Origin of the sequence: Paracoccus sp. 08, from assembly GCF_024105395.1 — a bacterium.
Taxonomy (GTDB): domain Bacteria; phylum Pseudomonadota; class Alphaproteobacteria; order Rhodobacterales; family Rhodobacteraceae; genus Paracoccus; species Paracoccus marcusii.
The window spans coordinates 1-23,300 of sequence record NZ_WEKR01000033.1 but is presented as its reverse complement, the minus strand read 5'-3'; the positions used below and the strand labels follow the sequence as shown (position 1 = coordinate 23,300).

At 62.0% G+C, this 23,300-nt stretch carries 21 protein-coding genes; 6 read left to right on the top strand and 15 right to left on the bottom strand.

Annotated features, from left to right (window positions below):
- Positions 1-405 precede the first annotated feature (405 nt).
- A complete protein-coding gene (locus GBO37_RS12265) occupies positions 406-633 on the top strand; it encodes a hypothetical protein (protein WP_252929222.1) in 228 nt (75 codons plus the stop codon).
- A gap of 11 nt (positions 634-644) precedes the next feature.
- Here the strand turns inward: GBO37_RS12265 and GBO37_RS12260 are convergent, their stop codons facing one another.
- The 14 genes from GBO37_RS12260 to GBO37_RS12195 form a co-directional block, all read right to left on the bottom strand.
- Positions 645-1,682 (bottom strand): AI-2E family transporter, encoded by a 1,038-nt coding sequence (locus GBO37_RS12260; protein ID WP_252929220.1) that lies wholly within the window; start codon positions 1,680-1,682, stop codon positions 645-647.
- A gap of 344 nt (positions 1,683-2,026) precedes the next feature.
- Positions 2,027-3,559 carry a thymidine phosphorylase family protein gene (locus GBO37_RS12255; RefSeq protein ID WP_252929218.1) on the bottom strand — a complete coding sequence of 511 codons (1,533 nt, stop codon included), beginning with the start codon at positions 3,557-3,559 and terminating at the stop codon, positions 2,027-2,029.
- Complete coding sequence (locus GBO37_RS12250) at positions 3,556-4,914, bottom strand: MBL fold metallo-hydrolase RNA specificity domain-containing protein (protein ID WP_252929216.1); 1,359 nt, start codon at positions 4,912-4,914, stop codon at positions 3,556-3,558. The genes GBO37_RS12255 and GBO37_RS12250 overlap by 4 nt, the downstream gene beginning before the upstream one ends.
- Positions 4,915-4,969: 55 nt before the next feature.
- Positions 4,970-5,968 (bottom strand): ribose-phosphate pyrophosphokinase, encoded by a 999-nt coding sequence (locus GBO37_RS12245; RefSeq protein WP_252929214.1) that lies wholly within the window; start codon positions 5,966-5,968, stop codon positions 4,970-4,972.
- 121 nt (positions 5,969-6,089) lie between these two features.
- Positions 6,090-7,415, bottom strand: coding sequence for a glucoamylase family protein (locus tag GBO37_RS12240; RefSeq protein ID WP_252929212.1), 1,326 nt, complete (start codon positions 7,413-7,415; stop codon positions 6,090-6,092).
- Between the two features lie 117 nt (positions 7,416-7,532).
- Positions 7,533-7,904: a hypothetical protein gene (locus GBO37_RS12235; RefSeq protein ID WP_252929210.1), complete on the bottom strand. Its 372-nt coding sequence runs from the start codon at positions 7,902-7,904 to the stop codon at positions 7,533-7,535.
- Between the two features lie 32 nt (positions 7,905-7,936).
- Complete coding sequence (locus GBO37_RS12230) at positions 7,937-10,321, bottom strand: phosphoketolase (protein WP_252929208.1); 2,385 nt, start codon at positions 10,319-10,321, stop codon at positions 7,937-7,939.
- A 4-nt stretch (positions 10,322-10,325) separates the two neighbouring features.
- Positions 10,326-11,549 carry an acetate/propionate family kinase gene (locus tag GBO37_RS12225; protein ID WP_252929205.1) on the bottom strand — a complete coding sequence of 408 codons (1,224 nt, stop codon included), beginning with the start codon at positions 11,547-11,549 and terminating at the stop codon, positions 10,326-10,328.
- Between the two features lie 64 nt (positions 11,550-11,613).
- Positions 11,614-12,945, bottom strand: a complete 1,332-nt coding sequence (locus GBO37_RS12220; protein WP_252929203.1) for an APC family permease — start codon at positions 12,943-12,945, stop codon at positions 11,614-11,616.
- A gap of 23 nt (positions 12,946-12,968) precedes the next feature.
- A complete protein-coding gene (locus tag GBO37_RS12215) occupies positions 12,969-15,248 on the bottom strand; it encodes a heavy metal translocating P-type ATPase (RefSeq protein ID WP_252929201.1) in 2,280 nt (759 codons plus the stop codon).
- 46 nt (positions 15,249-15,294) lie between these two features.
- A complete protein-coding gene (locus GBO37_RS12210) occupies positions 15,295-15,951 on the bottom strand; it encodes a hypothetical protein (protein WP_252929199.1) in 657 nt (218 codons plus the stop codon).
- 41 nt (positions 15,952-15,992) lie between these two features.
- Positions 15,993-16,649 (bottom strand): isoprenylcysteine carboxylmethyltransferase family protein, encoded by a 657-nt coding sequence (locus GBO37_RS12205; RefSeq protein ID WP_305884483.1) that lies wholly within the window; start codon positions 16,647-16,649, stop codon positions 15,993-15,995.
- Complete coding sequence (locus GBO37_RS12200) at positions 16,639-16,896, bottom strand: DUF2933 domain-containing protein (protein ID WP_252929197.1); 258 nt, start codon at positions 16,894-16,896, stop codon at positions 16,639-16,641. The genes GBO37_RS12205 and GBO37_RS12200 overlap by 11 nt, the downstream gene beginning before the upstream one ends.
- A 165-nt stretch (positions 16,897-17,061) precedes the next feature.
- Entirely contained in the window at positions 17,062-17,499 is a 438-nt protein-coding gene (locus GBO37_RS12195; protein ID WP_252929196.1) for a hypothetical protein, read from the bottom strand.
- 159 nt (positions 17,500-17,658) lie between these two features.
- Between GBO37_RS12195 and GBO37_RS12190 the strand changes: the two genes are divergently transcribed.
- The 5 genes from GBO37_RS12190 to GBO37_RS12170 all read left to right on the top strand — a co-directional run bounded on the left by GBO37_RS12190 (position 17,659) and on the right by GBO37_RS12170 (position 22,250).
- On the top strand, positions 17,659-18,258 hold the full coding sequence (locus GBO37_RS12190) for a DMT family transporter (RefSeq protein WP_252929194.1): 600 nt from the start codon (positions 17,659-17,661) through the stop codon (positions 18,256-18,258).
- Complete coding sequence (locus tag GBO37_RS12185) at positions 18,198-18,536, top strand: EamA family transporter (protein ID WP_371927571.1); 339 nt, start codon at positions 18,198-18,200, stop codon at positions 18,534-18,536. The genes GBO37_RS12190 and GBO37_RS12185 overlap by 61 nt, the downstream gene beginning before the upstream one ends.
- Positions 18,537-18,722: 186 nt before the next feature.
- On the top strand, positions 18,723-19,778 hold the full coding sequence (locus GBO37_RS12180) for a type II glyceraldehyde-3-phosphate dehydrogenase (RefSeq protein ID WP_252929192.1): 1,056 nt from the start codon (positions 18,723-18,725) through the stop codon (positions 19,776-19,778).
- A 73-nt stretch (positions 19,779-19,851) separates the two neighbouring features.
- Positions 19,852-21,129: a hypothetical protein gene (locus GBO37_RS12175; RefSeq protein ID WP_252929190.1), complete on the top strand. Its 1,278-nt coding sequence runs from the start codon at positions 19,852-19,854 to the stop codon at positions 21,127-21,129.
- 44 nt (positions 21,130-21,173) lie between these two features.
- Positions 21,174-22,250 carry an NAD(P)-dependent alcohol dehydrogenase gene (locus GBO37_RS12170; RefSeq protein ID WP_252929189.1) on the top strand — a complete coding sequence of 359 codons (1,077 nt, stop codon included), beginning with the start codon at positions 21,174-21,176 and terminating at the stop codon, positions 22,248-22,250.
- A 482-nt stretch (positions 22,251-22,732) separates the two neighbouring features.
- Here GBO37_RS12170 and GBO37_RS12165 read toward each other — a convergent pair whose 3' ends face one another.
- Positions 22,733-23,047 carry a DUF305 domain-containing protein gene (locus GBO37_RS12165; RefSeq protein ID WP_252929187.1) on the bottom strand — a complete coding sequence of 105 codons (315 nt, stop codon included), beginning with the start codon at positions 23,045-23,047 and terminating at the stop codon, positions 22,733-22,735.
- Positions 23,048-23,300: the final 253 nt, after the last annotated feature.

Sequence of the window (23,300 nt, the reverse complement as noted above, 5' to 3'; positions counted from 1 at the left end):
TCGTCATCACGCTTCCGACCTGCTGTCCGCGCAGGAAGCTTCTCACTCTGCTATTCCGCGCCCTCGAACCACCGTGTCCCGCCTGACGCCAAGCGCCCCGCTCACCCGGAAACATCAACCCGCACAACCTTACTCACATCAACGCCAGGGACAAAAAACCGGGCGTCAAAGTCCGTTGTGCGGGTCAAACCAGAATGGGCGACGTCATGCCAATACGGTGCGAAACGACGGCTTCATGAATTGTTCCGGCTAGCACACTGGATATGCTTGGAGCCCCTGCTAGGCGGCGCCTAGGTCGAAGAAGCCTTTTAACGAATGACAATTCACCCCGTATCGAAGCATTGGCGTCCCGCGTCCAATCCGACACATAGCATAAACACAAATGTCAATATTCAAGGCGCTGATATGAAGGTGATTTCCAAAGTCCGGTTCAACGCGATTGCTGGCTACGCGCGGCACCCAAGAGCAGCGTTGATTGGTGAGGAACTGGCTTACTATGAGGCGGAAGATGGGAGTATTTTGGGCCTGATCTCGGTTCAAGCGCTTTGTCCAGCAACAATTCTGGGCGCCTGTGAAACCTCCAAAAGTGCGGCCCCCATCCAGGCACTGAGGGATGTAATCGAGACAGTCTGATTGCCCAATGCCTAGGACTGGGTCTGGTCGCTACTGAACAGTGACCAGACTGCGACGAACAGCGCCGCAATCAGCGGGCCAATGACAAAACCGTTCATGCCGAACAGCGCCAGTCCGCCCAGAGTCGAAACGAGCACCACGTAATCCGGCAACCGGGTTCCCCTACCCACCAGGCGGGGCCGCAGCAGGTTGTCGATGGTACTGATGACCAGCACGCCCACACCAAGTAGGATCGCCCCATTCAGATACTGCCCTGTCAACAGCAGCCAGGCAAAGGCCGGAACCCAGACTAGGAACGCCCCCACCGCCGGCAACAGTGACAGCACTGCCATCACTACGCCCCACAGCAGCGCCCCATGAATGTCCAACAGCCAGAAGGTGATGCCGCCGATGGTACCCTGGATCGCTGCGATAATGACATTACCCCTGACCGTAGCCTTCACCACCTCGGCGAACTTTCCGAGGATATGATCCGTGTAGCGCTTGTCCAGGGGACTGGCATTGCGGATCGTGGCAGCCAGCTCGACGCCGTCGCGGAACAGAAAGAACAGCACATACAGCATGACGCCCAGGGTGACAACGAACTGCGCCGTGTTCTGGCCGATGGCCACTGCTCTCGACGCTATCGCCTGAACCACCTGACGGAGATGCGCGGCAAGGTCGGCTTGGGGTTCCTCGGCACTCCCTAGGTTGATGGCCGACAGCGCATCCGTCAGGAAAGAAGGCAATGCGGCGTGGGCTTGTCCCAGCATTGCAGCCAGATCGAATTCGCGCGTGCTGATGCGGACATAAAGGGCCGTGGTTTCCTGTGCGACTGCGGCAAGGAGGAGCGATCCTGGAATGACAACGATGCAGATGCAGACCAAAATGCTTGCCGCCGCCGCCAGGCGGCGTCCGCCGAGCCGTATGACCAGCCATTGCTGCAACGGGTTGAACAGGATCGCCAGTATGACGGCCCAGAGCACGGCGCCGTAAAGGGGTAGCACGACCCAGATGAACGCCATCGTCGCCAGAACGACGACTGCAGTTAAGCTGACTATCTCGATCATCTGCCTTGGCATCAGGGATATCCGCTTGCACGGGTTGAACCTTGTATCGTCATGCTTGCCTTGGAAAAGCGGTCGAAGAAAACCCTTCGTGGCGCAGACTGCTGCCCGCGCCGCCTCCGATTTCTCGGCATCGTCGGCCCCACTGGCCGCTAGGGCGCCATCTCCTGGACCCTGTTGGCAACGGAGGTTGTGCTGGAAGACAAGGGGCGGTGCCGGCTAAGGCTCTGATGGTTTTCCACAGTTCGTAAAGCGGCATATCGGCGAACTCCCAGGTCAGATCCCGGTCGCTATTGCGAGTAGGTAGCGTTGCAGCGCGTTCAACCATCCGGTCGCGACTAGGACCGTCACGACGAAAGCTCGATTTCGATAATATCCGGACTCCTCCGCGCATATTCCAGGGCATAGGCAAGTTCGCGTGAGGACTCCGCGTGGATATCGAGCAGTGCCTGACCTTTGTCGATTTCCTGGCCGAGGCTCACGTTCAGGTAGACACCCGCTGTTTTGGCTTCGGGCGCGCCGGCAAGCTTTGCAAGTCTTGCAAGCTTGCGGTTGTTGATATGAACGATGCGACCTGCACGCGGTGCGATCAGCGGATGAACCTTGGATGCCCGTGGCGGTGCACGCATTCCACCCTGCGCCTCGCATATGGCCTGGAACTTCTTCCACGCTCGTCCGTCCGCAAGGGTCGCAAGCGCAGCAGCCGCTCCTTCCCCCTTGGCGGCCTTCCCGCCAATCTCCAGCGCGGCGCCAGCTAATGCCGTTGCGCGTCGGCGCAAATCATCTGGTGCATCGGGTCCACCCTGGAGAACCGCGAGGACATCCTGCGCTTCCAGGGCCGGGCCAATGCCGCGACCGACCGGTTGCGACCCGTCGGTCATGATGCAAGTAGCCAAGAGCCCGAAATGCGCTGCAACGGAGTTGATCCGTTCCGAAAGATGACGCGCCGATACCTCGCTGCGGACCTTGGCGGTCGGTCCGACCGGGATATCGATGACGACATGCGTCGAGCCGGCCGCGATCTTTTTCGACAGGACAGACGCGATGAGTTGTCCCTCGGTATCGACATCGAGCTCACGCTCAATGCGGACGAAAATATCGTCGGCGGGGCTCAGATGCATCGCCCCGCCCCAGGCGATGCAGCCGCCCTCGGCCTCCACGACGCGTCGGAGCGTCGCGATATCAAGGTCGACAGGAGCAAGCGTCTCCATTGCATCTGCAGTACCTGCCGGCGAGGTGATTGCGCGCGACGAGGTCTTGGGAATGACGAGGCCGTTGGCGGCAACGATTGCAACGACGATCGGGGTTGTGCGGTTGCCCGGCAGCCCGCCGATGCAATGCTTGTCGAGCACGATGGGGGACTCCCAGCGCAAGCGCTCACCGACATCCACCATGGCGCCCGTCAGGTCGATGGTTTCCTGCTCGTCCAGAGGAAGAGCGGCGCTCGCCGTCAGGAAAGCCGCCAGATGCACATCGGTGTAGCGGCGTGCAGCCACGTCCCTGACGATCGACCCCAGAGCGTGCGCGTCGAGCCGGTTCCCATAGATCCGACGGCGGACATTGGCGAGGGATTCGAGTGCCGGTGCATGCGTGACGGTGACCGCCGCGTCCTCGTCGAGGCCCAGGATCTTCCATGCGGTTTCAGGGAGCGCGATCTGATCGATGGCGAGCAGATCGTCCCCTTCGATCTGGAACAGGGTTGCCTGCACCTCCCGGCCAGCGCTCGACACCAGGACCTGCGATCGGGAAGCCAGACCTTCAGATCGGCAGACATGGCAGTCAGTCCGCATGATGACCACCGCCTGGTGCTGTGTGTGCAGGCGAAGTCGTGTTGCGCGAAGCTTCGGTGTGGCGGGGAGTTCGGCGTCACTATGGTTCATAACTCGAACGCCTGATCTTGGCAGGGAACAGTCGCGTTCCACTCGAGGTCCTTGCCGATGCGGACGCGCAATGCTTCGGCAGCTTCGGCCTCGCCATGGACGATGAAGGTGCGTTTCGGCGCGTGACGGAAACCGGAAAGCCAGCGCATCAACTCATCAGAGTCCGCGTGCGCCGAGAGTGCAGGCAGATCGGCAACCTCTGCCTGGACCGGTATCCACAGTCCGTGGATCTTGATCTCGCGGGCGCCCTGCAGCATGGCCCGGCCACGGGTTCCAGCGGCCTGAAAGCCGGAGAACAGAATGGTGCTCTTCCGATCGGGTGCAAAGGCCTTGAGATGGTGGAGAACGCGGCCACCGGTTGCCATGCCACTGGCAGAGATCACCACCTTGGGATAGGAGCTCGCGGTGATTGCCTTGGATCCTTCCACGTCCCTCGTGTAGGTGGCGATGCCGCAGACCGTGTCGCAATCCTCCGGCGAGAGGCGGTGATCTTCGCGATGGGCATGGAGCAGGTCCGTCGCACTGATCGCCATCGGACTGTCGAGAAAAATCGGGATGGAGGCCAAACGGCCAGCCTGCTTCAATTGCCAGAGGTGATAGAGCAGCGACTGCGCCCTGCCAACGGCGAACGCAGGGATTACCACGGTCCCGCCGCGCTGAACCGTACGCTCGATGACGGAACCCAACATCTCGGTCGGATCGTCCGCTTCATGGAGGCGGTTGCCATAGGTCGATTCAATGACGACATAGTCGGCCTCGGGGACAGGAACCGGATCGGGCATGACGGGATCGCCATACCGGCCCAGATCACCCGAAAACACGATCCGTTTGCCGCCCCAGTCAATATCGGCGGTGGCAGCTCCCAAGATGTGGCCGGCATGCCGGAAGATCAGGGTCGCCCCGCCGGGAAGCTGAAAACCCTTGTCGAACGAAACTGACGAGAAGCGCTCCAGCGCCCGTTCTGCATCGAGAATTCCGTAGAGTGGCAGGGCAGGCTTGTGCTTGGAGAACCCCTTGCGGTTCGCGTATTCGGCATCTTTCTCCTGGAGATGACCGCTGTCCCTGAGGATCAGCTCTGCAACGTCGCGCGTCGCGTCGGTCGCGAAGATATTGCCGCGGAATCCATCCCTCACGAGTTTGGGCAGATAGCCCGAATGATCGAGATGCGCATGGGTCAGAACGACCGCGTCAATGCTGGAAGGCGCAACAGCCAGTGGCGCCCAGTTCAGCTCCCGCAGATTCTTGAGGCCCTGGAACAAGCCGCAGTCGATCAGGATCCGCTTGCCGTCATGTTCGAGGAGATGTTTCGAGCCGGTGACCGTGCCGGCTCCGCCGAGTGATGTCAATTTCAGCATGATTGCCTCTTGGTCGAATTCATGTGCCTGGTCTTCAACTGACGGGGTTCGCCGCTCATTCGACGCCACCCGTCCAGGGCGGTGCATCGCTGGCGGGAAACGACTCCATGCCTGCCCGTACGACTTCGTTGGAAGGTTCGGGCGGACGACGGTGCCGAATTATGTCGTCCGGAGCCTCCTCGGCGGACGCGATCGTCGCAGCGATCAGCGGCGCAAGCCGAATGGCGTTGCTCTCATGTGGAATGGAGTCGCAGGAAACAATTCTGTCGGTGAGCACCCTCAGGTGCGCATAAGAATCTTCAGCGAATACACCGTGGACAACCGCGCAGACAGGTCGTCGGAAGCCCTGGAGCGGCAGTTTCTTTGCCGCTTCGATAAGCGTTTGCCCGGACGATGCGATATCGTCGACGAGGACCGGACAGCGGGCTTTCCATACCGAGAGGTCGGGAAGTTCGACATCGACGTTGCGGTCGCCGTGCCGGATCTTGCGCAGGACTGCATAAGGAGCACCGATACGCTTGGCGATGGCCGACACCCATTGCTCGCTCTCCTCATCCGGGCCGATGATCAGCGGTTGATCGACCTCTGCGGCAATCCAGTCTGCCAGCAAAGGCGCCGCGTGTAACGTATCGGCTCGGATCGTGTAGAGTGCGGAGAGCGCAGGATACCGGTGCAGGTGGGGGTCGACTGTCACCAGCCGGTCGAAGGTCGAAGACAGGAGCCGCGCGAATGTCTTCGAGGTTATAGCTTCGCCCAGTTGGAAGCGTCGGTCCTGTCGCATGTAGGAAAGGTAGGGCGCAATCAGCGTCACCTCCGTCGCGCCAAGCGCGCGGGCTGCGTCGGCAGCGAATGCGAGGCGGAGGAAGTCATCGTCCGGCCGTGCAAGCGTGCAGACCAAATCCACTGGCCGATCGGCGACACTCGAAAGAATGCGGACATAGCTCTCCTCATCGGGGAAACGCCGGGTTTCGATGTGCCCAAGCTCCCATCCTCCGGCTTCGGCAAGATGACGGGCGAAAGTTTCGTTGCCGGGCAAAGGCAGTATCAGCCGCATGTCAATACTCTTTCAGTTTCTACAGGTGGCCCTTAGGGCCGCCCGTAGAATTCTAGATCATCCATTCCCGCGCTCCACCGTCGATCCATGTTGTCTTCGACAATCGATTCCCCATCTGTTGTCACAGCCAACCGCCGGTGAATCCCGCGCGACGGAGTCCTGTGACTACGTAAGGGCAGGCGCGCATCAGACGCCACAGTAGCTCCGATCGGAAATTCTCACACATCTGCACCACAGGACCAAGGTTGATCCCGAAGTGATAGGGCGACGTCCAACCAGCGTCGGCATCTGCTTCGGTCTGAAAGCTCAGGTTAAAGCTGCACCGAAAGCAGTACTTTCCGGTCACTTGCGGATACGCATCCTGAAAATGCGCAATCGTTGGCAAAACGATCTCCGGGGCGAACGGCAGCGATGCCACCACGGCCCACGGCGCGACCGTACCGTCGTCAGGGCCATATGGTGCGCCGCGGGCGACATAGTCAAAGAAGGAGCGTTCGATGCCCCGGACTCGGCGGGTCGTCCATCCGGGCCCATCGCTCGCGGTCAAGCCCCAGAAATTCTCTCCGTACCCCACAAATTCGAGTGGATTGCGAATCGCGTACTCCCGTTGAACATGGGTCGCGCGGCGGCTGTTCTCGAAATAGTCGATGCCCTTGTCCCGCGCAAATGCGTCCTGGATTCCGCGGAAGTCGATCCAGATGTGCGAGTACTGGTGGACGAAGAGCGGACCGCCATAGATGAATTCGTAGCCGTAGATCTCCTTCCATTCATAGGTCGACGCCCACGCCGCGTAGCTCTCCGTTGGCAAGGAATGAGTAGGCGAGCCCAACCCGAGCACATACAGCAGAACAGCCTCGTCATAGCCTTCCCAGCGGTAGGGCAGAAATCCGGCCTCGGGAGTCCACCCATGACTAATCGTCGCCCCGCCGTCGCACGCCCATGGCCAGTCCACGCGCCGGTAGAGCGCGTCGGCCAGCGTCCGTATCTCCCGCTCGTCTTCACTGTCCCGATCGAAATACGCCGCAGCGGCGAGCATGCCGGCCAGCAGGAACCCTGTATCGACGGTCGACAATTCGCAAATACCTGCGCGTCGTCCAGTCATCATGTCGAGAAAATGATAGTAGAATCCCTTGTGCCCGGTTGCATCCGGGCCTGTGCCCCGCGCGCTGGTCCAGAAGAACCGTAATGACGCTTGGGTCCGAGCAATTGCGTCGGTGCGCGAGATCCATCCGCGTTCGACTCCGACGGGATAGGCCGCAAGCGCGAACCCGACAGCCGCGATGCTCGCAGGGGCGCCCGGCTGCGATCTGTCAGCCACGAGGCCATTCGCGGGATTGGTTTCGTTCAAAAAGTAATCGAAGGCATGACGCTGCAACGCATCCAGCCTGGCTTCGCCGAAGCTCGGTGACCTCGCTTTCGGTTGTCGCTGCATCATGGAAACCACCATTTCACGGCCTCGGGACCAAGCCTGTTTTTCTTCGCCCCTTCAAAGGGGGTACTCATCAATGAGGTCATCATTCAGGCTTTGCCTCACTCGTTATCTGCATGACCGCTCTCGTTGCTCTCACGACGCGCCTGCGCGACCCAGCACATGTCGCAGACAGGATCCCCGGCCGAAAGCGTTCGACGCCGGACGTAGTGTCCCCGGTGTCTGTCGGCGGCGATCAGATCTGCACTGGGCCATGAGTCGACTGCCGAGATTCGGCAATGCGCCAAGTCGCGCCAAGGGGCGCAGGCGGTCCACTTCCAGCGCAACTTCTCCCAGAAAGGAATTGATCTCGCTCCGTAGCCACCGGATTTCGCGGCCTGTCTTGTTCCTCAGGCTTCTGTCCATCAGAACACGATGCGCGGCGTTGCGGATGACGCGCCAAAAGATCCAGCGAGTGATGCGCCAGTGAACGAGGTCGTTCTCGATCGTATCGTCGTGCGTGGTCATCGCCTGATCATTCGCCTCGTGAAGCGGCCTGGTCATGTGTGCCTGGAGTTGTCGAAATACGTTTCATTCGCGCCCCATTTCCAATTGCGGATCTCCGGCATGTCCTCGCCGTGTTGCCGGATGTAGCGCTTGTGATCGATGAGTTTGCTTTCGATGATCTGTCCGAGCGAGGCGGCGCCTGGACCCAATCCCGGCACCCGGTCAATGACGGCCCTGGCCAGATGGAACCGGTCGAGTTCGTTGAGCACGACCATGTCGAATGGTGTCGTGGTCGTTCCTTCTTCCTTGAACCCGTGCACATGCAGATTGTGATGGTTGGTCCGGCGATAGGTCAGCCGGTGAATCAGCATCGGGTAGCCGTGGTAGGCAAAGATGATGGGCTTGTCCCTGGTGAACAGGGTATCGAATTCCTCGTCGCTGATCCCGTGCGGATGCTGGCTCTGCGATTGCAACGTCATCAGATCGACCACGTTGACGACGCGGATCTTCAGGGTCGGAAACTGTTGCCGCAGCAGCTCCACCGCAGCCAGCGTCTCCAAGGTCGGCACATCCCCGGCACAGGCCATCACCACATCAGGCTCGCCGCCGTCGTCGCTGCTGGCCCATTCCCAGATGCCCAGTCCCCGGGTGCAGTGCGCGATGGCTGCGTCCATATCGAGCCACTGCGGCGACGGCTGTTTGCCGGCAACAATGACGTTCACATAGTTGCGGCTGCGCAGGCAGTGATCCGTCACGGACAGCAGGGTATTGGCGTCGGGCGGCAGATAGACGCGGATGATCTCCGCCTTCTTGCTCATGACGTGGTCGATAAAGCCCGGATCCTGATGACTGAATCCGTTGTGATCCTGCCGCCAGACGTGGGAGGAAAGCAGGTAGTTCAGAGAAGCGATCGGCCGTCGCCATGGAATGTGGTTCGCCACATCGAGCCATTTGGCGTGCTGGTTGAACATCGAGTCGATGATGTGGATGAAGGCTTCGTAGCATGAGAAGAACCCATGCCGGCCTGTGAGCAGATACCCTTCAAGCCATCCCTCGCACTGGTGCTCACTTAACACTTCCATCACCCGGCCGTCCGGCGCGACGTGGTCGTCGCCCGGAACAATCTCTGCGGTCGAGCACCGGTTCGTCACCTCGAACACCGCGCCCCAGCGGTTTGACGCCGTTTCGTCCGGGCTGAATACACGGAAAGTCTGGGGATTGAGCTTCACCACATCGCGGATCATCTCACCCTGAACGCGCGTGGCTTCAGCGTTCACGTCGCCCGGTTCTGGTAATTCCAGCGCGTAGTCGCGGAAATCGGGCAGGTGCAGGTCGCGCAACAGAAGACCGCCATTGGCGTGCGGGTTGGCGCCCATGCGGCGAGTCCCGCTAGGGGCCAATTCCGCGAGTTCGGGACGTAGCCTGCCTGCCTCGTCGAAGAGTTCGCGGGGACGATAACTCTCAAGCCACTCTTCCAGAATCCTGACATGTCCCGGGTGGCTCATGTCGCCCATAGGCACCTGGTGCGAGCGATAGGTGCCCTCTGTCTGCTTGCCGTCGACCTCCTTCGGGCCTGTCCAGCCCTTCGGCGAGCGCAGGATGATCATCGGCCAGAGTGGACGCTCCCTGAACCCGTTTGAGCGGGCGTCGTGCTGGATCTGGCGGATGCTCTCGACCACGGTATCGAGCGTCGCGGCCATGAGCTGATGCATCTCCATCGGGTCGTCGCCCTCGACGAAGTGTGGCGTATAGCCGTAGCCGCGGAACAGGGAGCCGAGTTCGTCACGGGGAATGCGGGCGAGCACCGTGGGACCCGCGATCTTGTAGCCGTTCAGATGCAGGATCGGCAGGACCGCGCCGTCGTGCACCGGATTGAGGAACTTGTTGGAGTGCCAACTGGTGGCGAGTGGAGCCGTTTCCGCCTCGCCATCGCCCACGACGCAGGTGACCAGGAGATCGGGATTGTCGAAGGCGGCGCCGTAGGCATGCGACAGGCAATAGCCGAGTTCTCCGCCTTCATTGATGGAGCCTGGCGTCTCCGCCGCAACGTGACTCGGAATGCCACCCGGAAAGGAAAACTGCGTGAACAGCTTCTTCATCCCCGCTTCGTCCTGCGAGATCTGTGGGTAAACCTCGCTGTAGGTTCCCTCGAGATAGGTGTTGGCCACCAAGCCCGGACCGCCATGCCCGGGGCCGGTGACATAGATCACGTTGAGGTCATGCTCGTTGATGACGCGGTTCAGGTGCACGTAGATGAAATTCAGCCCCGGGGTGGTGCCCCAATGACCGAGCAGTCGCGGCTTCACGTGCTCGATCTTCAAGGGTGTCCTGAGCAACGGGTTGTCGAACAGATAGATCTGGCCAACCGAGAGATAGTTGGCCGCTCGCCAGTAGGCGTCCATCTTCTGGATGAGGTCGGGCGAAAGCGGCTTGTTCATGGGCTTACTCCTCCGGATGGGCGTGCTGGCCGGTTTCGGCGCGGGCAAGCAGTCCGAAAACCGCTTTCGCAATGATTACATCTTCGTCGGTGCGAATGACGCGCACCTGGACGCGCCCCTGATCGGCCGAGATGACTGTCTCGCCGGCAGCGTTCCGGTTCTCGTCCAGTTGGACGTCGAGAAAGCCGAGACCCTCGCAGATGCGCGCACGGATCGCGGGGGCGTTTTCGCCGATGCCACCCGCGAAGACGAGCGTGTCCAGTCCGCCAAGCGCGGCGGCAAAGGCACCGATCCACTTCCTCACCTGATAGCAAAACAACCCGACTGCTTCGGCAGCCCGAACATCGCTCGCCTCGCGACCCAACAGATCCCGCAGGTCGGAGCTCGTTTCCGAAACGCCCAGCAACCCCGATTCCTGATTCACCATCTGGTGAAACTGCTGCGCGGTCATTTGCTCGGTTTGCGCAAGGTACCAGCCCAGCCCGGGATCCAGATCGCCGGAACGAGTGCTCATCGGCAGGCCCGCCGCGGGCGTAAAGCCCATGCTGGTATCAACGCTCTTCCCGTCGCGGACCGCCGCGAGGCTCGACCCATTTCCGAGATGACACAGGATCACCCTCCCTTTCGCAGCCTCGGCGCCGGCCAGGCGCGCGAGCTCTTCCATGAGGAACTCGTAGGACAGGCCATGAAAGCCGTAGCGCTCGACCCCCTTGGCCGCAAAACGCCGGGGGATGGCCAGAGTCTTGGCGACCCGAGGCATGTCCCGATGAAATGCCGTATCGAAACATGCCACCTGTGGCAGACCCGGCATCCGCTCGTCGACCAATTCAATCATATTGATCTCGGAAGGCAGATGCTCCGGCGAATAGGCGCTGATGCGGCGCAGTTCCCGAAGAACTTCCTGCGTGATCCGATGCGGTTCACGATACCTGGCGCCACCGTTTACGACGCGGTGGCCTACTGCCGCGATCGACGAAAGACCGATCTGCTCGGCAAGCCAGTCGAGCAGGAAGTCTGCCGCCAAACGATGATCGAGCTCACCGATGCCGCGATCACCTTGCTGTTTCCGGGTGGGGTCATCGAAAGTGAAATGGGTTCCCTGCAGGCCGATGCGGTCGATCTTGCCGCGCAGGTCCTTCCGGGATTGGTTGCCGTCCATCCTGTGCAATGCGAACTTGATGCTTGATGAGCCCCCGTTGATCGTCAGGATGCACGCGCCAGATGACATCAATCGAACCCCTCTTGCGCATGCAGCCGTGCGTAGGTCGTCCGCGCCGCTGAATGCACCGAAGTCATGATCCACCGGCCTTGTGCTCCGCGTGGCCATCGCCAGGCGTTGCGGTCCATTGACCGAGGTAGATCCGCAGGAAGCCGAACACCGCGCCGATCGCGATCGCGGCGTAGAGGACGATGGCGGGATCGCTTTGCAGCTTCATCGCAGTGAAGGCCGCGAGCACCGCCGCGTCGGAGCCAATCGCAGCCAGCAGCACAGCGCCCGCGGCGCCGATCTCTTGCCGCCGGTACCGGAACACGCCCCAATGGATGGTCATGTCCATGATCAGGTAGAAAAATGCGCCCAGCGACGCGATGCGGCCCAGATCGAAGAAGACCGCCAGCGCCGAAGCGATGACGACGGTGTAGATCAGCGTGTGGCGCTGGATCGGGCCCGACATGCCGAAATGGCTGTGCGGGATCAGCTTCATGTCGGTGAGCATCGCCAGCATCCGCGACACCGCGAAGACGCKGGCCAGCAGGCCCGAAGCGGTGGCCACCGCCGCGAGAAACACGGTTAGGAGGAAGCCCGACCGGCCAAGGGCGGGCTCGGCGGCCTCGGCCAGGGAATAGTCGCGCGCGGCGATGATCCGGTCGATGGTGAGGCTCGATCCGACGCCGAAGGCTACAAGCAGATAGACGACGACGCAGAGCGCGATCGAGATCATGATGGCCCGGCCGACGTTGCGGTTCGGTTCGGTGATCTCGGCGCCGCTGTTGGTGATTGTGGTGAAGCCCTTGAAGGCGAGTATGGCCAGCGCCACCGAAGCGACGAAGCCGGTCGCGGTGAAGTCCCGGCCTGTCTCGGAGGCGGCGGCGAAGGAAAATCCGCTCGCCCACAACGCCGTGATCCCGAAGAGCGCGATGCCGCCGATCTTGAGCGTCGCCATGACCAGCGAGAACAGCCCGACCGACCGGTTGCCGGCAATGTTGACGAGGAACGCGAACAGGATCACCGTAACTGCGAGGATCGGCACGAGCGGCCCGCCCGTTACCTCGAATGGCCGCAGCACGTAGGTCGCGAAGGTGCGCGCCACCAGGCTTTCGGCGATGACCATGCTGAGCGCCATCAGTAGCGCCGCGCCGGCGGTGACCGCTCCCAGCCCGTAGCACTTCTGTAGGATCATCGCGATTCCGCCCGAGGAGGGCCAGGCGTTCGACATCTTTATATAGCTGTAGGCGCTGAGCGCGGTCACGATGGCGCCGGCGATGAAGGACAGCGGAAACCAGGGCCCCGCCAGTTCGGCGATCTGACCGGTTAGGGCGAAGATGCCGGCGCCGATCATCACGCCCGTGCCCATCGCGACCGCACCGCGCAAGGTGATGCTGTTGGCCTTGTACTCCCCTTGCATTCGGGGCTGGCCCGCCAAGGGAGTCATAGTTTTACGCGCTTCAACAGCTGCGCGTTGATGGCCACCACGACTGTGCTTGCCGACATCAGTATCGCACCCACGGCGGGCGTGAGCAGGATACCCCATGGCGCAAGCACACCGGCGGCGAGCGGAATGGCAAAGATGTTGTAGCCTGCCGCCAGCCAGAGATTCTGAGCCATCTTGCGGTATGTCGCCCGGCTCAGCGTAATGATCCGGGGGATGTCACGAGGGTCGGATCGCACCAGCACGATATGCCCGGCCTCGACGGCCACGTCGGCCCCGGCGCCGATCGCGATCCCGATATCGGCCGTCGCAAGAGCCGGTGCGTCATTCACACCGTCTCCGATCATCGCCACCTTCTTGCCCTGCGCCTGCAACTCGCGAACCTTTGACGCCTTGTCCTCTGGCAACACTTCCGCGAACACGGTGTCGATTCCGAGTTCCTTGGCGACGGCATCGGCCACGGCCTGCGCGTCGCCGGTCAACATGGCGACCTCGATCCCTCGTTCGTGCAGCGCCGCTATGGCTTCGCGACTCTCTTCGCGGATCGCGTCCGCCACGGCGAACACGGCCAGGGCCTTGCCGGAACGGACGAGATAGATCGCCGCCTGCCCACGGTCGGCCGCGGCCCCAGCGCCCTCCAGAAGCGCCGGCGACACCTGAACATCTTCGGCCTTGAGGAGCGCCGGACCGCCCATATGATACTCCACGCCGTCGATCGTTGCCGCAACGCCCTTGCCGGTGATCGCGCGGAATGCGTCGGCGGAGGGAACCGCGATGCCTTTGTCTTCAGCGGTCTTCACGATCCCCCGGGCGATCGGATGCTGGGACTCAGCTTCGATGCCGGAAGCGATGCGAAGGGTCTCGTCCTCTGCCAGGCCCTCCGCGACGGACATGGCGACGACCCGAAACTCGCCCAGCGTCAATGTTCCGGTCTTGTCGAAAACCACGGTGTCGAGATTCCGAGCCTCCTCCAGCCCGCGACGATCCCGAACCAGAAGGCCGTTGCGAGCCCCCAGCGTCGTGGAGATTGCCACCACCAGCGGCACAGCCAGCCCGAGCGCATGCGGGCAGGCGATTACCAGCACCGTCACCATCCGCACCACCGAAAAGTCTATCGCCGCCCCCGCCAATTGCCACGCTCCGAAAGTGACGACGGCAGCCCCGATCGCCCCGACGGTCAGAAGCCGGGCTGCCCGGTCCGCCAGGTGCTGCGCTCTGGACTTGGACGTCTGCGCATCGGCCACCAGTCGCATGATGCCGGACAGCTTGGTCTTGTCGCCTGTTCCGGTCACTTCGACCCGCAGCGATCCCTCGCCGTTGATCGTGGCCGCGATGACCTCGTCTCCCTCCCGTTTTTTCACGGGTCTCGATTCGCCGGTGATCATCGCCTCGTCGATGTCGCTCTCCCCTTTTCGCACCAAGCCGTCCGCGGGAATGCTCTCGCCCGGGCGAACCAGCACCAGGTCACCGTTGCGCAACGCGCTGACGGCGACGTTCTCCTCGCCTCCGTCGGTGATCCGCGTCGCGGTGTCCGGAAGGAGCTTCGCCAGTTCCTTCAGTGCCCCCTCCGCCTGATTAATGGACCGCATTTCAATCCAGTGGCCGAGGAGCATGATCGTGACCAGCGTGGCCAGTTCCCACCAGAGCGCATCCGCCTCGATCAGCCCGAGCTGAACGACCCACGAGAAGAGGAAGGCGACCGTGATGGCGAGCGAGATGAGGGTCATCATTCCCGGCAGTCGGGACCGAAGCTCTCGCAACGCGCCTTGAAGGAAGACCAGACCTCCGTAGAGGAAGACGACCGTAGAGAGCACGGGGCCGATCCACTCCGATCCCGGAAACGCGGGGGCCCGGTAGCCGAGAAGGTCTTGGATGTGGGCCGACCAGATGACCACCGGAACCGTCAGGGCAAGCGAAAGCCAGAAGCGGTCCCGAAACATCGCGGGCGAGTGGCCCGCGTGCTTGTCATGGTCCCGGTGTCCTGAATGGCCCGATGCCGGTCCTGGACTCTCTGGTGATGCGCCGGCCGTGGCGTGGCCTTCGTGACCTCTGCCGGTCGCGGCGGCAGTCGACGCGTCGATGCCGGGACCGGGCCGCTGTGCCAGCGACTTGATGTCGGCAACCTTTACGCGGGTCTCGTCGTACGCGACCGTGGCGCTTTGCGCCGCGTGATCCACAGAGACGCTTTCGACGCCCGGCACCTCGCCGATCCGCCGTCCCACTTCGTCCGGGCCCAAGGCTGTCAGCAAGTCGCCGACGTCGATTGCGATTGTTTTCATCGTGTTCTCCTTAGGCGGGCGCCAGTACCGGTGTCAGGTGTCCGCGCTATTCGGCTATCTGCCGGAACAGACCGGGATAGCGGTTGAAGGCGAGCTTCTGCACCAGCGAACCGTCCACGGTGACGATCTCTGCAGTGATGCTCCCGTCAGGCGCAGTGCCGATCTCGCCGAGCCTCAGACGGGGATTGCCAAGATTGGTCAACTGCTGCTCGAGCAAGGCGCGGACGCGATCCTCCGTCATCTCCTCCGGTGTGCCGTGCGGCGTTCCGAGGAGCATGCCCTGACCACCCATCATGCCGGGCATGCCCATTCCTGCCTGGCCGTTCATCATCATTCGCATCATCGGGCACGCCATCATGCCTGCCATGGGCATCTGACCGGCCATGCCTGGAACCGCGCCACCCTCGGGCATGCCCTGGCCTGCCATTTCGCCCATCATCATGCCGGTCATTGCACCCTGACTCATCATGCGCTGCATCATCTGCATCATCTCCGGCGTCATCATGCCCATGCCGGGCATGCTTCCGGGTGCGGCTGCTGAGGGCGCGTCACCGGGTGCCGGGCTCGCTGGCGGAGCGTCCTGGGTTTCTTCCGGGTGGTGTTCGTCCTGTTGCTGTGCGCTGGTTTGGGCTGCGACCGAGGCTGCGGTGCCGATAAGTAGCAAACCCGCGAACAGGGCCGCCTGAAGGTTTCGTGTTCTCATGTTTCGTACTCCTTGGTGTTTCGAATGAAAGGACGCCACGGTCACCCCCTGCTCGAACGAAACAGATTGGAGGGGCGCGGCAGGAAAGCAGGAACCGCACTGGCATAGCGGCGGTATTGGTCACCGAAGGCCGCTTCCACTTCGCGCTCCTCGGTCCTTGCGAGCCGCCAATACATGACCAGCAGCACTGGCAGCATCAGGCCCGTCACCAGTGTCGGCCACTGCAGGAAGAATCCGATCATGATCAGCGCGAAGCCGACATACTGCGGATGCCTCAATCGGGCATAAGGGCCAGTCGTCGCGAGCAATCCCTTCTTCTGCGCATCGTGCAGCACCCGCCAGGCGGCGGCGATCAGCATGAAACCGCCGCCAATGAAGATGTAGCTCAGCAGATGGAACGGGCTGAAATGCGGATTCATCGACCAGCCGAACAGGGCGGGCCAAAGGTGGCCAGCATCGTGCGAGAGCGGATCGAAAGCCGGAACGGCGCTGCCGAGCCAGCCTGCCAGCAGGTAGAGCGTCAGCGGGAACCCGTACATTTCGGCGAACAAGGCAACGACGAAGGCCGAAAAGGCCCCGAGCGAGCGCCAGTCGCGCGTCGTTTCGGGCTTGAAGAAGCTGAACGCGAACAGGATGAAGATGCCCGCGTTCAGGGCCGCCAGAAACCACAGGCCATAGGCAGGAACGTCACCGTTCATCGCTGCCACCACCGTGACCACCATGGCCACCGTGACCTCGATGCATGAAGAAGTGCATGCCGCCGCAGACAAGCAGGAACAGGAGCGGCCAGGCTCCCAGAAGGTGAACCCGGTGCTCGAAAACAAGAAAGACGGCCGCAACGGCGAGAAACACGCAGAGCGCGAGTCCGGCCGGTGTTTTCAGAAACGGCTGGCGCCGGTTTGCGTCCGTCACTGGCTCGGCGGATGAGTGATCGTGATGGGTCATGATCCTGCAGCCTCATGACGGGGAGGTATCGACAACAACAGCGAAAAAGCCGCGCCGATCATGCCTGCGGTGTCGGTGGATGCCGGAAACTGGCGATGTGACGGATGGTTCATGGCAAGATTCTCTCGGAAACGTTGCAGGGCCGGACCGGCGGAACCGGTCGGATCAGCCCGACACGCCGGGAGAAGCGCGCGGGCTCAGACGTTCGCGGAGAGACTTGGGGGGGCGCAAACCGGGCGACGGCGCGCGGCCGGGATGAACCTCAACCGGCAGGGGTGCTACAGTTTCAGCGACCGTCGCCATGCTCGTGCCTCCCGCCGAGACCGGCGGGAGGAAATAGGAACAGACGCTGCCGGTGCAACAGGTTGGACCGTGGGCTTCATAGACATCGCCGCCACAATCCTGTTCCTCAGTCACAGCCTGACCAATGGACGCAACCTCAAGCGATGGCGGTGTTGCCGACGTAGCATGGTCGCCCATTGGAACATGGGCAAGACCGGAGGTTGAAAAGGCAAGCACCAGCAGCAGCACCAGCCAGCGCTTCAGGACCCGTGTCAAACGATACGGATCCTTTCTGCACTGCCAAGTAATTGCCTGCGACATGCGATTCCTTGCCCTGTCCGAGGGACTTGCTTCGACTTTCCTTGTAGGATGGCGTCGCAGCGTCCGCACTGATCTGGATCAATTTGGCAATGATAGGACGGATTACGCTCGAATGAAACCGCCGGTTCTCTGCACCGGGCAAAGCTTGGCGCATGAGCAATGACCATCGGCGCTGCCTTCCGCCTTTTGGCGGTCATGGTGCTTTGGGCCGCCTGCTTTCCCCTCATCACCATTGGCCTGGACCTTGCGCCGCATCTTGCCTTTGCGGCCCTGCGCGCTGCGCTGGCAGGCGTTTGCCTGATTGCACTCGGAGCCCTCTGCCATCGTCCGGTGCCTGTCGGCGCGCGGCCCTGGTTTCTGATCGTCGTGGTCGGGCTGGGGGCGACAAGCATGGGTTTCCTCGGCATGTTCCATGCGGCCGAGTTCGTTTCGCCGGGACTCGCGACCGTCATCGCGAACGTGCAGCCGGTCGTTGCCGCGGTTCTCGCGTATGTCTTCCTGGGGGAACGCCTCAAGGCGACTGGAAAGATCGGGCTGGCGGTTGGCCTGGTCGGCATCGCGGTGATCGCCTGGCCGGGCCTCGCCGGAGACGACGCCCGCGGCTACTCCCAAGGCATCGCCTATGTCCTGCTCGCCGCCACCGGTGTTCCATCAGCAATGTTGCCATCAAGCGCCTCACCGGCCAGGCCGACCCCATCATGGCGATGGGTTTCCAGTTGCTCATCGGTGCGGCACCCTTGGCCCTGCTGTCCATGTTGACGGAAGATGTCTCGTTGCTGAGGTGGTCGCCGGAGTTCGTTCTTGTCCTCGTGGCTCTTGCGGTCCTTGGATCATCGCTCGCATTCTGGCTCTGGTTCGAGGTGCTGGAGCGGGTCTCGCTCAATCAGGCGAACGCTTTCACGTTTCTGGTGCCGGTCTTCGGGCTGATGATTGGCGCGGCCTTCTTTGGCGAGCGGCTCGAAGTAGTCCAGGCCGCAGGTGTCGTCCTGGTGCTGAGCGGTATCTTGCTGGTGCAGCGGCGCGCCGCTTCATCCTGACGGCGCCAGCGGAAACGAGTATGGCATTGGACAAGCCATGGTGAAGCTCGCGTCGTTCGAAGAAATTTGCCGAGCTGGGCGGTTTGGGGGCAGTAACTGAGCCACTTTCGTGGAATACTTGGAAGGATTTACGCAGACAGACGGCGACAAACCACAGACGTGCGCTTCCAATCCTAGGAGAAGCCGATGACCCCAGCGAAAAAGATCCGCGTCGCTGTCAACGGCTACGGCGTGATCGGAAAGCGTGTCGCCGACGCCGTGGCCCGGCAAGACGATATGGAGCTGGCTGGCGTTGCGGATATCAGCGCCGACTGGCGGCCGCGCATGGCGACGCAGAAGGGTTACCGCCTTTTCTCGGCCTCGGGGGACCATGCCGAGGCGATGCGGAACGCCGGTCTCGATGTCGCCGGTAACCTCGATGATCTGCTTGAGGCGAGCGATCTGGTAGTTGACTGCACGCCGAAGGGGATCGCGGCAGTGAACGTCGACATCTATCGACAAAGGGGCATTAAGTTCATCGTCCAGGGTGGCGAGAAGCACGAGGTGACCGGACACTCCTTCGTCGCGGAATCTACCTATGCGAGTGCGCTGAACCGGGACAGCACGCGCGTCGTCTCCTGCAATACCACCTCGATCGTGAGAACCCTTACGGCATTGAAGCAGGGAGGCCTGCTGCGTCGCGCGCGCGGGACGCTGCTGCGCCGGGCTACGGACCCTTGGGAAAGTCACCTCGGTGGCATCATGAACACGCTCGTCCCCGAGCCCGAGATTCCCAGCCATCAGGGGCCGGATGCGCAGAGCGTCGATGCCGACCTCGATGTCGTCACGATGGCGGTCAAGGTGCCGGAGACACTTGCCCATCTGCACTACTGGTGGGTACAGTTGACCCGCCCGGCCTCGAGGGAAGAGGTGCTCGGCGCCTTTGCAGAATCATCCCGGATTGCCCTGATACGCATGGATGCCGGATTGACGGCCCTTAACGCGGTCAAGGAACTCATGGCCGACCTTGGTCGGCCACATGACAACCTCTACGAAGTGGCGCTGTGGTCGGACATGCTGAAGGTCCAGGGGGATGAACTGTTCTACGCCTACATGGTGGACAACCAGGCCATCGTCATACCGGAGACAATCGACGCGATCCGGGCACTATGCGGTATGATTGCGCGCGCCGAAGACTCCATCGCCAGGACCGATGGGGCACTCGGGGTCGGCTTGCTTGCCGAAACACTAGGGCAACGATGATGCCAAGACTTTTCGATGCCCACATTGGACCTGACGCGCGTCCGGCCAGAGCGCGGCCGGGGCTTTGGGGGCGATGAGCGATCCAGCCCACACGTCCTGGGGTCCAGTTCAGACCCTCTCGGAGCGGCTGAACCAGAATTGCTTCTGCATCACCCTCGACCGTCAGTCGCTGTGCGAGGCGCTTGAGCGCGAGGCTGGCGACCCGGAGTTCTGCGAGACTTTCATCCAACCCAAGACGCATTTGTTCTCGAATGTGCCAGTGTTCCTCTCGGCCAGCCAGGTGGCCGAGATGCAGGAGGTAGTCGCAGCAATCGAGACGACGGCGCGGCTCACCGCATACAAGGCAGCAGTCCTCACCTGGGCGCCGGAAATCTCGCATGTGGATCACGGCCCTGTTGGCGCTCTGATGGGCTACGATTTCCATCTCGGCGAAGACGGCCCCCGGCTCATCGAGATCAATACCAACGCTGGCGGGGCATTCCTCAACGCCCTTCTTGCAAGGGCGCAGCGCGCATGCTGTGCCGAAATGGACATGCCGTTGAAGCCGAACGCCTTCGAGGATGTGGCATTTCGCATGTTCCAGGACGAATGGGAGCGTCAGCGGGGAAGCGGTTTCGCAAGCCGAATTGCCATCGTCGATGACAGGCCGGAGGAACAGTATCTCTATCCCGAGTTCGTCCTGGTGCAGCAGGCGTTGGCCGCACGCGGAGTCGATGCTGTTATCGCGGACGCCAGACATCTTCGCCATGAAGCCGGTCGGCTTAGCGTCGAGGGGAAGCCAATCGACCTCATCTACAACCGGGTCACTGACTTCGCGTTCGATCAGCCGGAACACAAGGCGCTAAGAGATGCCTACCGGGATGGCACGGTGGTCGTCACGCCAAATCCGCATATCCACGCCCTGCTCGCCGACAAGCGCGACCTTTCGCTGCTCTCGGATCCGGCAACGCTGCAGGCCTGGGGGCTGGCCCCAACACTTCTTGCGCGGCTCGAAACCGTCCCGCGCACCGTCCTTGTCACTCCTGAAAATGCCGATGAATTGTGGAGATCGCGCAAGAGCCTGTTCTTCAAGCCGACAGGCGGACATGGCGGCAAGGCGGTGTACCGCGGCGACAAGGTGACGAAAGGCGTCTGGTCGGACATCGCGCATGGCGGCTACGTCGCCCAGACCCTGGTCAAGCCGAGCGAGCGCATGATCCGGTTCGGCGACGCAATCGAGGCGCGCAAGATGGACGTGCGGCTCTATACATATGACGCGCAGGTGCTTTTGGTGGCCGCCCGCCTCTATCAGGGCCAGACCACCAATTTCAGGACGCCGGGGGGCGGCTTTGCCCCGGTCTTCGTGATCTGATTGCCAAGGTACGGCCGGCGACCCCAAACAAGTGGAGGCTAACGATGACCCGGAAGATGAAGGTGACGATTTTTGTGGAGCCCGGGCGCATCGCGCTGGATGAAAAGCCGATCCCCGACGTTGGCCCGCTCGATGCGCTCGTGCGCGTCACCACCACCACCATCTGCGGCACGGACGTGCACATCATGAAGGGGGAGTATCCGGTCGCGAAGGGGCTGACGATCGGCCATGAACCGGTCGGCGTGATCGAGAAGCTCGGCTCTGCGGTTGTCGGTTACACGGAGGGGCAGCGCGTCATTGCCGGAGCGATCACTCCGAGCGGCTGGAGCAACGCCTGCCTCTGCGGCTACTGCTCGCAGGATGGTGCCGGCACGAAACACGGCTGGAAGCCGATGGGGGGTTGGAAATTCGGCAACACCATCGATGGCTGCCAGGCGGAGTACGTTCTCGTACCAGACGCGATGGCCAACCTTGCGCCCGTGCCGGACGGGCTCACCGACGAGCAGGTGCTGATGTGCCCGGACATCATGTCGACTGGCTTCAGTGGTGCGGAGCGCGGCAGGGTCCGCATCGGCGACGCGGTCGCGGTCTTCGCCCAGGGTCCGATTGGTCTTTGCGCGACAGTCGGCGCACGGTTAAGCGGCGCGACCACCATCATCGCCGTGGACCGGGTGGCTGAGCGGATGGCTATCTCGCAGAAGCTCGGTGCGAACCACGTCATCGACTTCTCGAAGGTCGATCCCGTGGACGAGATCATGCGCATCACCGATGGTCGGGGCGTCGATGTCGCCATCGAGGCGCTGGGCACTCAGGCGACGTTCGAAGCCGCGCTTCGTGTCCTGAGGCCAGGGGGATCGTTGTCGAGTCTGGGTGTCTATTCAAGCGACCTCCGGATACCGCTCGGTGCGTTCGCTGCCGGACTCGGTGACCACACCATCGTGACAACGCTCTGCCCGGGCGGCAAGGAGCGCATGCGGCGGCTGATGGAAGTCATCCGGTCCGAGCGTGTGGACCTGACACCGCTGGTGACGCACCGCTACAAGCTGGACGACATCGAGGCAGCATACGACCTCTTCTCTCACCAGCGTGACGGCGTGTTAAAGGTCGCAATCACGCCGTGATCGTCCAAGAAACCAAGCGTCGCACCCGTTCTGCGGTGACGCAAATAGAGGTTCATAGCATCGCAAGCACGCGGAACCGCGCCGATACTGCGGCCGTATGCGCCGGAGGACCTAGGGCGCGCATAGATCACCGAAAGCGATGCTTTGTATTTTTTGCGAAAGCTCCGACGATGAGACCTAGATTCCTAGGTATCTTGCGATGTTGTAGGCATAAGCAAACGTCGCGCCTGCAACGGCGCCAAATGCAATGCTGGCGAGCAGCCCCTCGATCCACGCCTGCATCGAAGGCATCGGAGCCAAGGTAAACAGCCCGATCCAGCCATGACTTGCCTGTAGGCTGGGAACAAGCATCCACTAGATCGCGCAGGCGATGAACAGAACGAGCAGGGCGCTGCTTAACCCAACGGCAGCAGCTCGAGGCGACAGATCTCGATCCGGAGCCAGAAGTGCCATGAAATCCCCTTTTCCAATTCGCGTTTCGGTCAGTTCGGTTGGCTGTCCAGCCAGTCCTGCCACCGAGCAATATCCGCTGGTGCGGCTGCGAGAACCTCGTTTGCCCAAGACTTGACCTGATCGTCGGCGCCATACTGTAGGACAGCCTCAGCCAGCGCGACTGACCCGTTGCGCTGCGCAATCAGCGCCTGCACGAAGCCCACACCGGGCTCTGCATTCTGGGTCACCTCCATCATTGATGCGGCCATCGTGGTTACTGCTGCCGCAGAGGTCATCGAGGCGTCGGTCTCCGACATGACTGCGCCATTGGCCCCCATCATCTTGCCCTGCATCATCTCCATCATCTAGCCCGGATTATTCGTGAGGGGTTGGTGAGGCTGGCTTAACCACTTGAAGAACTGTAGTTTTATGGTTCCTACGCCAAAAACCGCAGTTTATCAGGATGCCGCGCCTCACCATGGATGTTTCTACACCCTCTCGTCTGTGTTTGTCACCGGTCGATGGCAAGCAGGTCCTGCTCGGATTTGACGGTGCCAGGATGAGTTCGGATGCCGGGCTGATGCTGTTGCGAGAGATCGAGCGCCGTGAAGGTCTGGC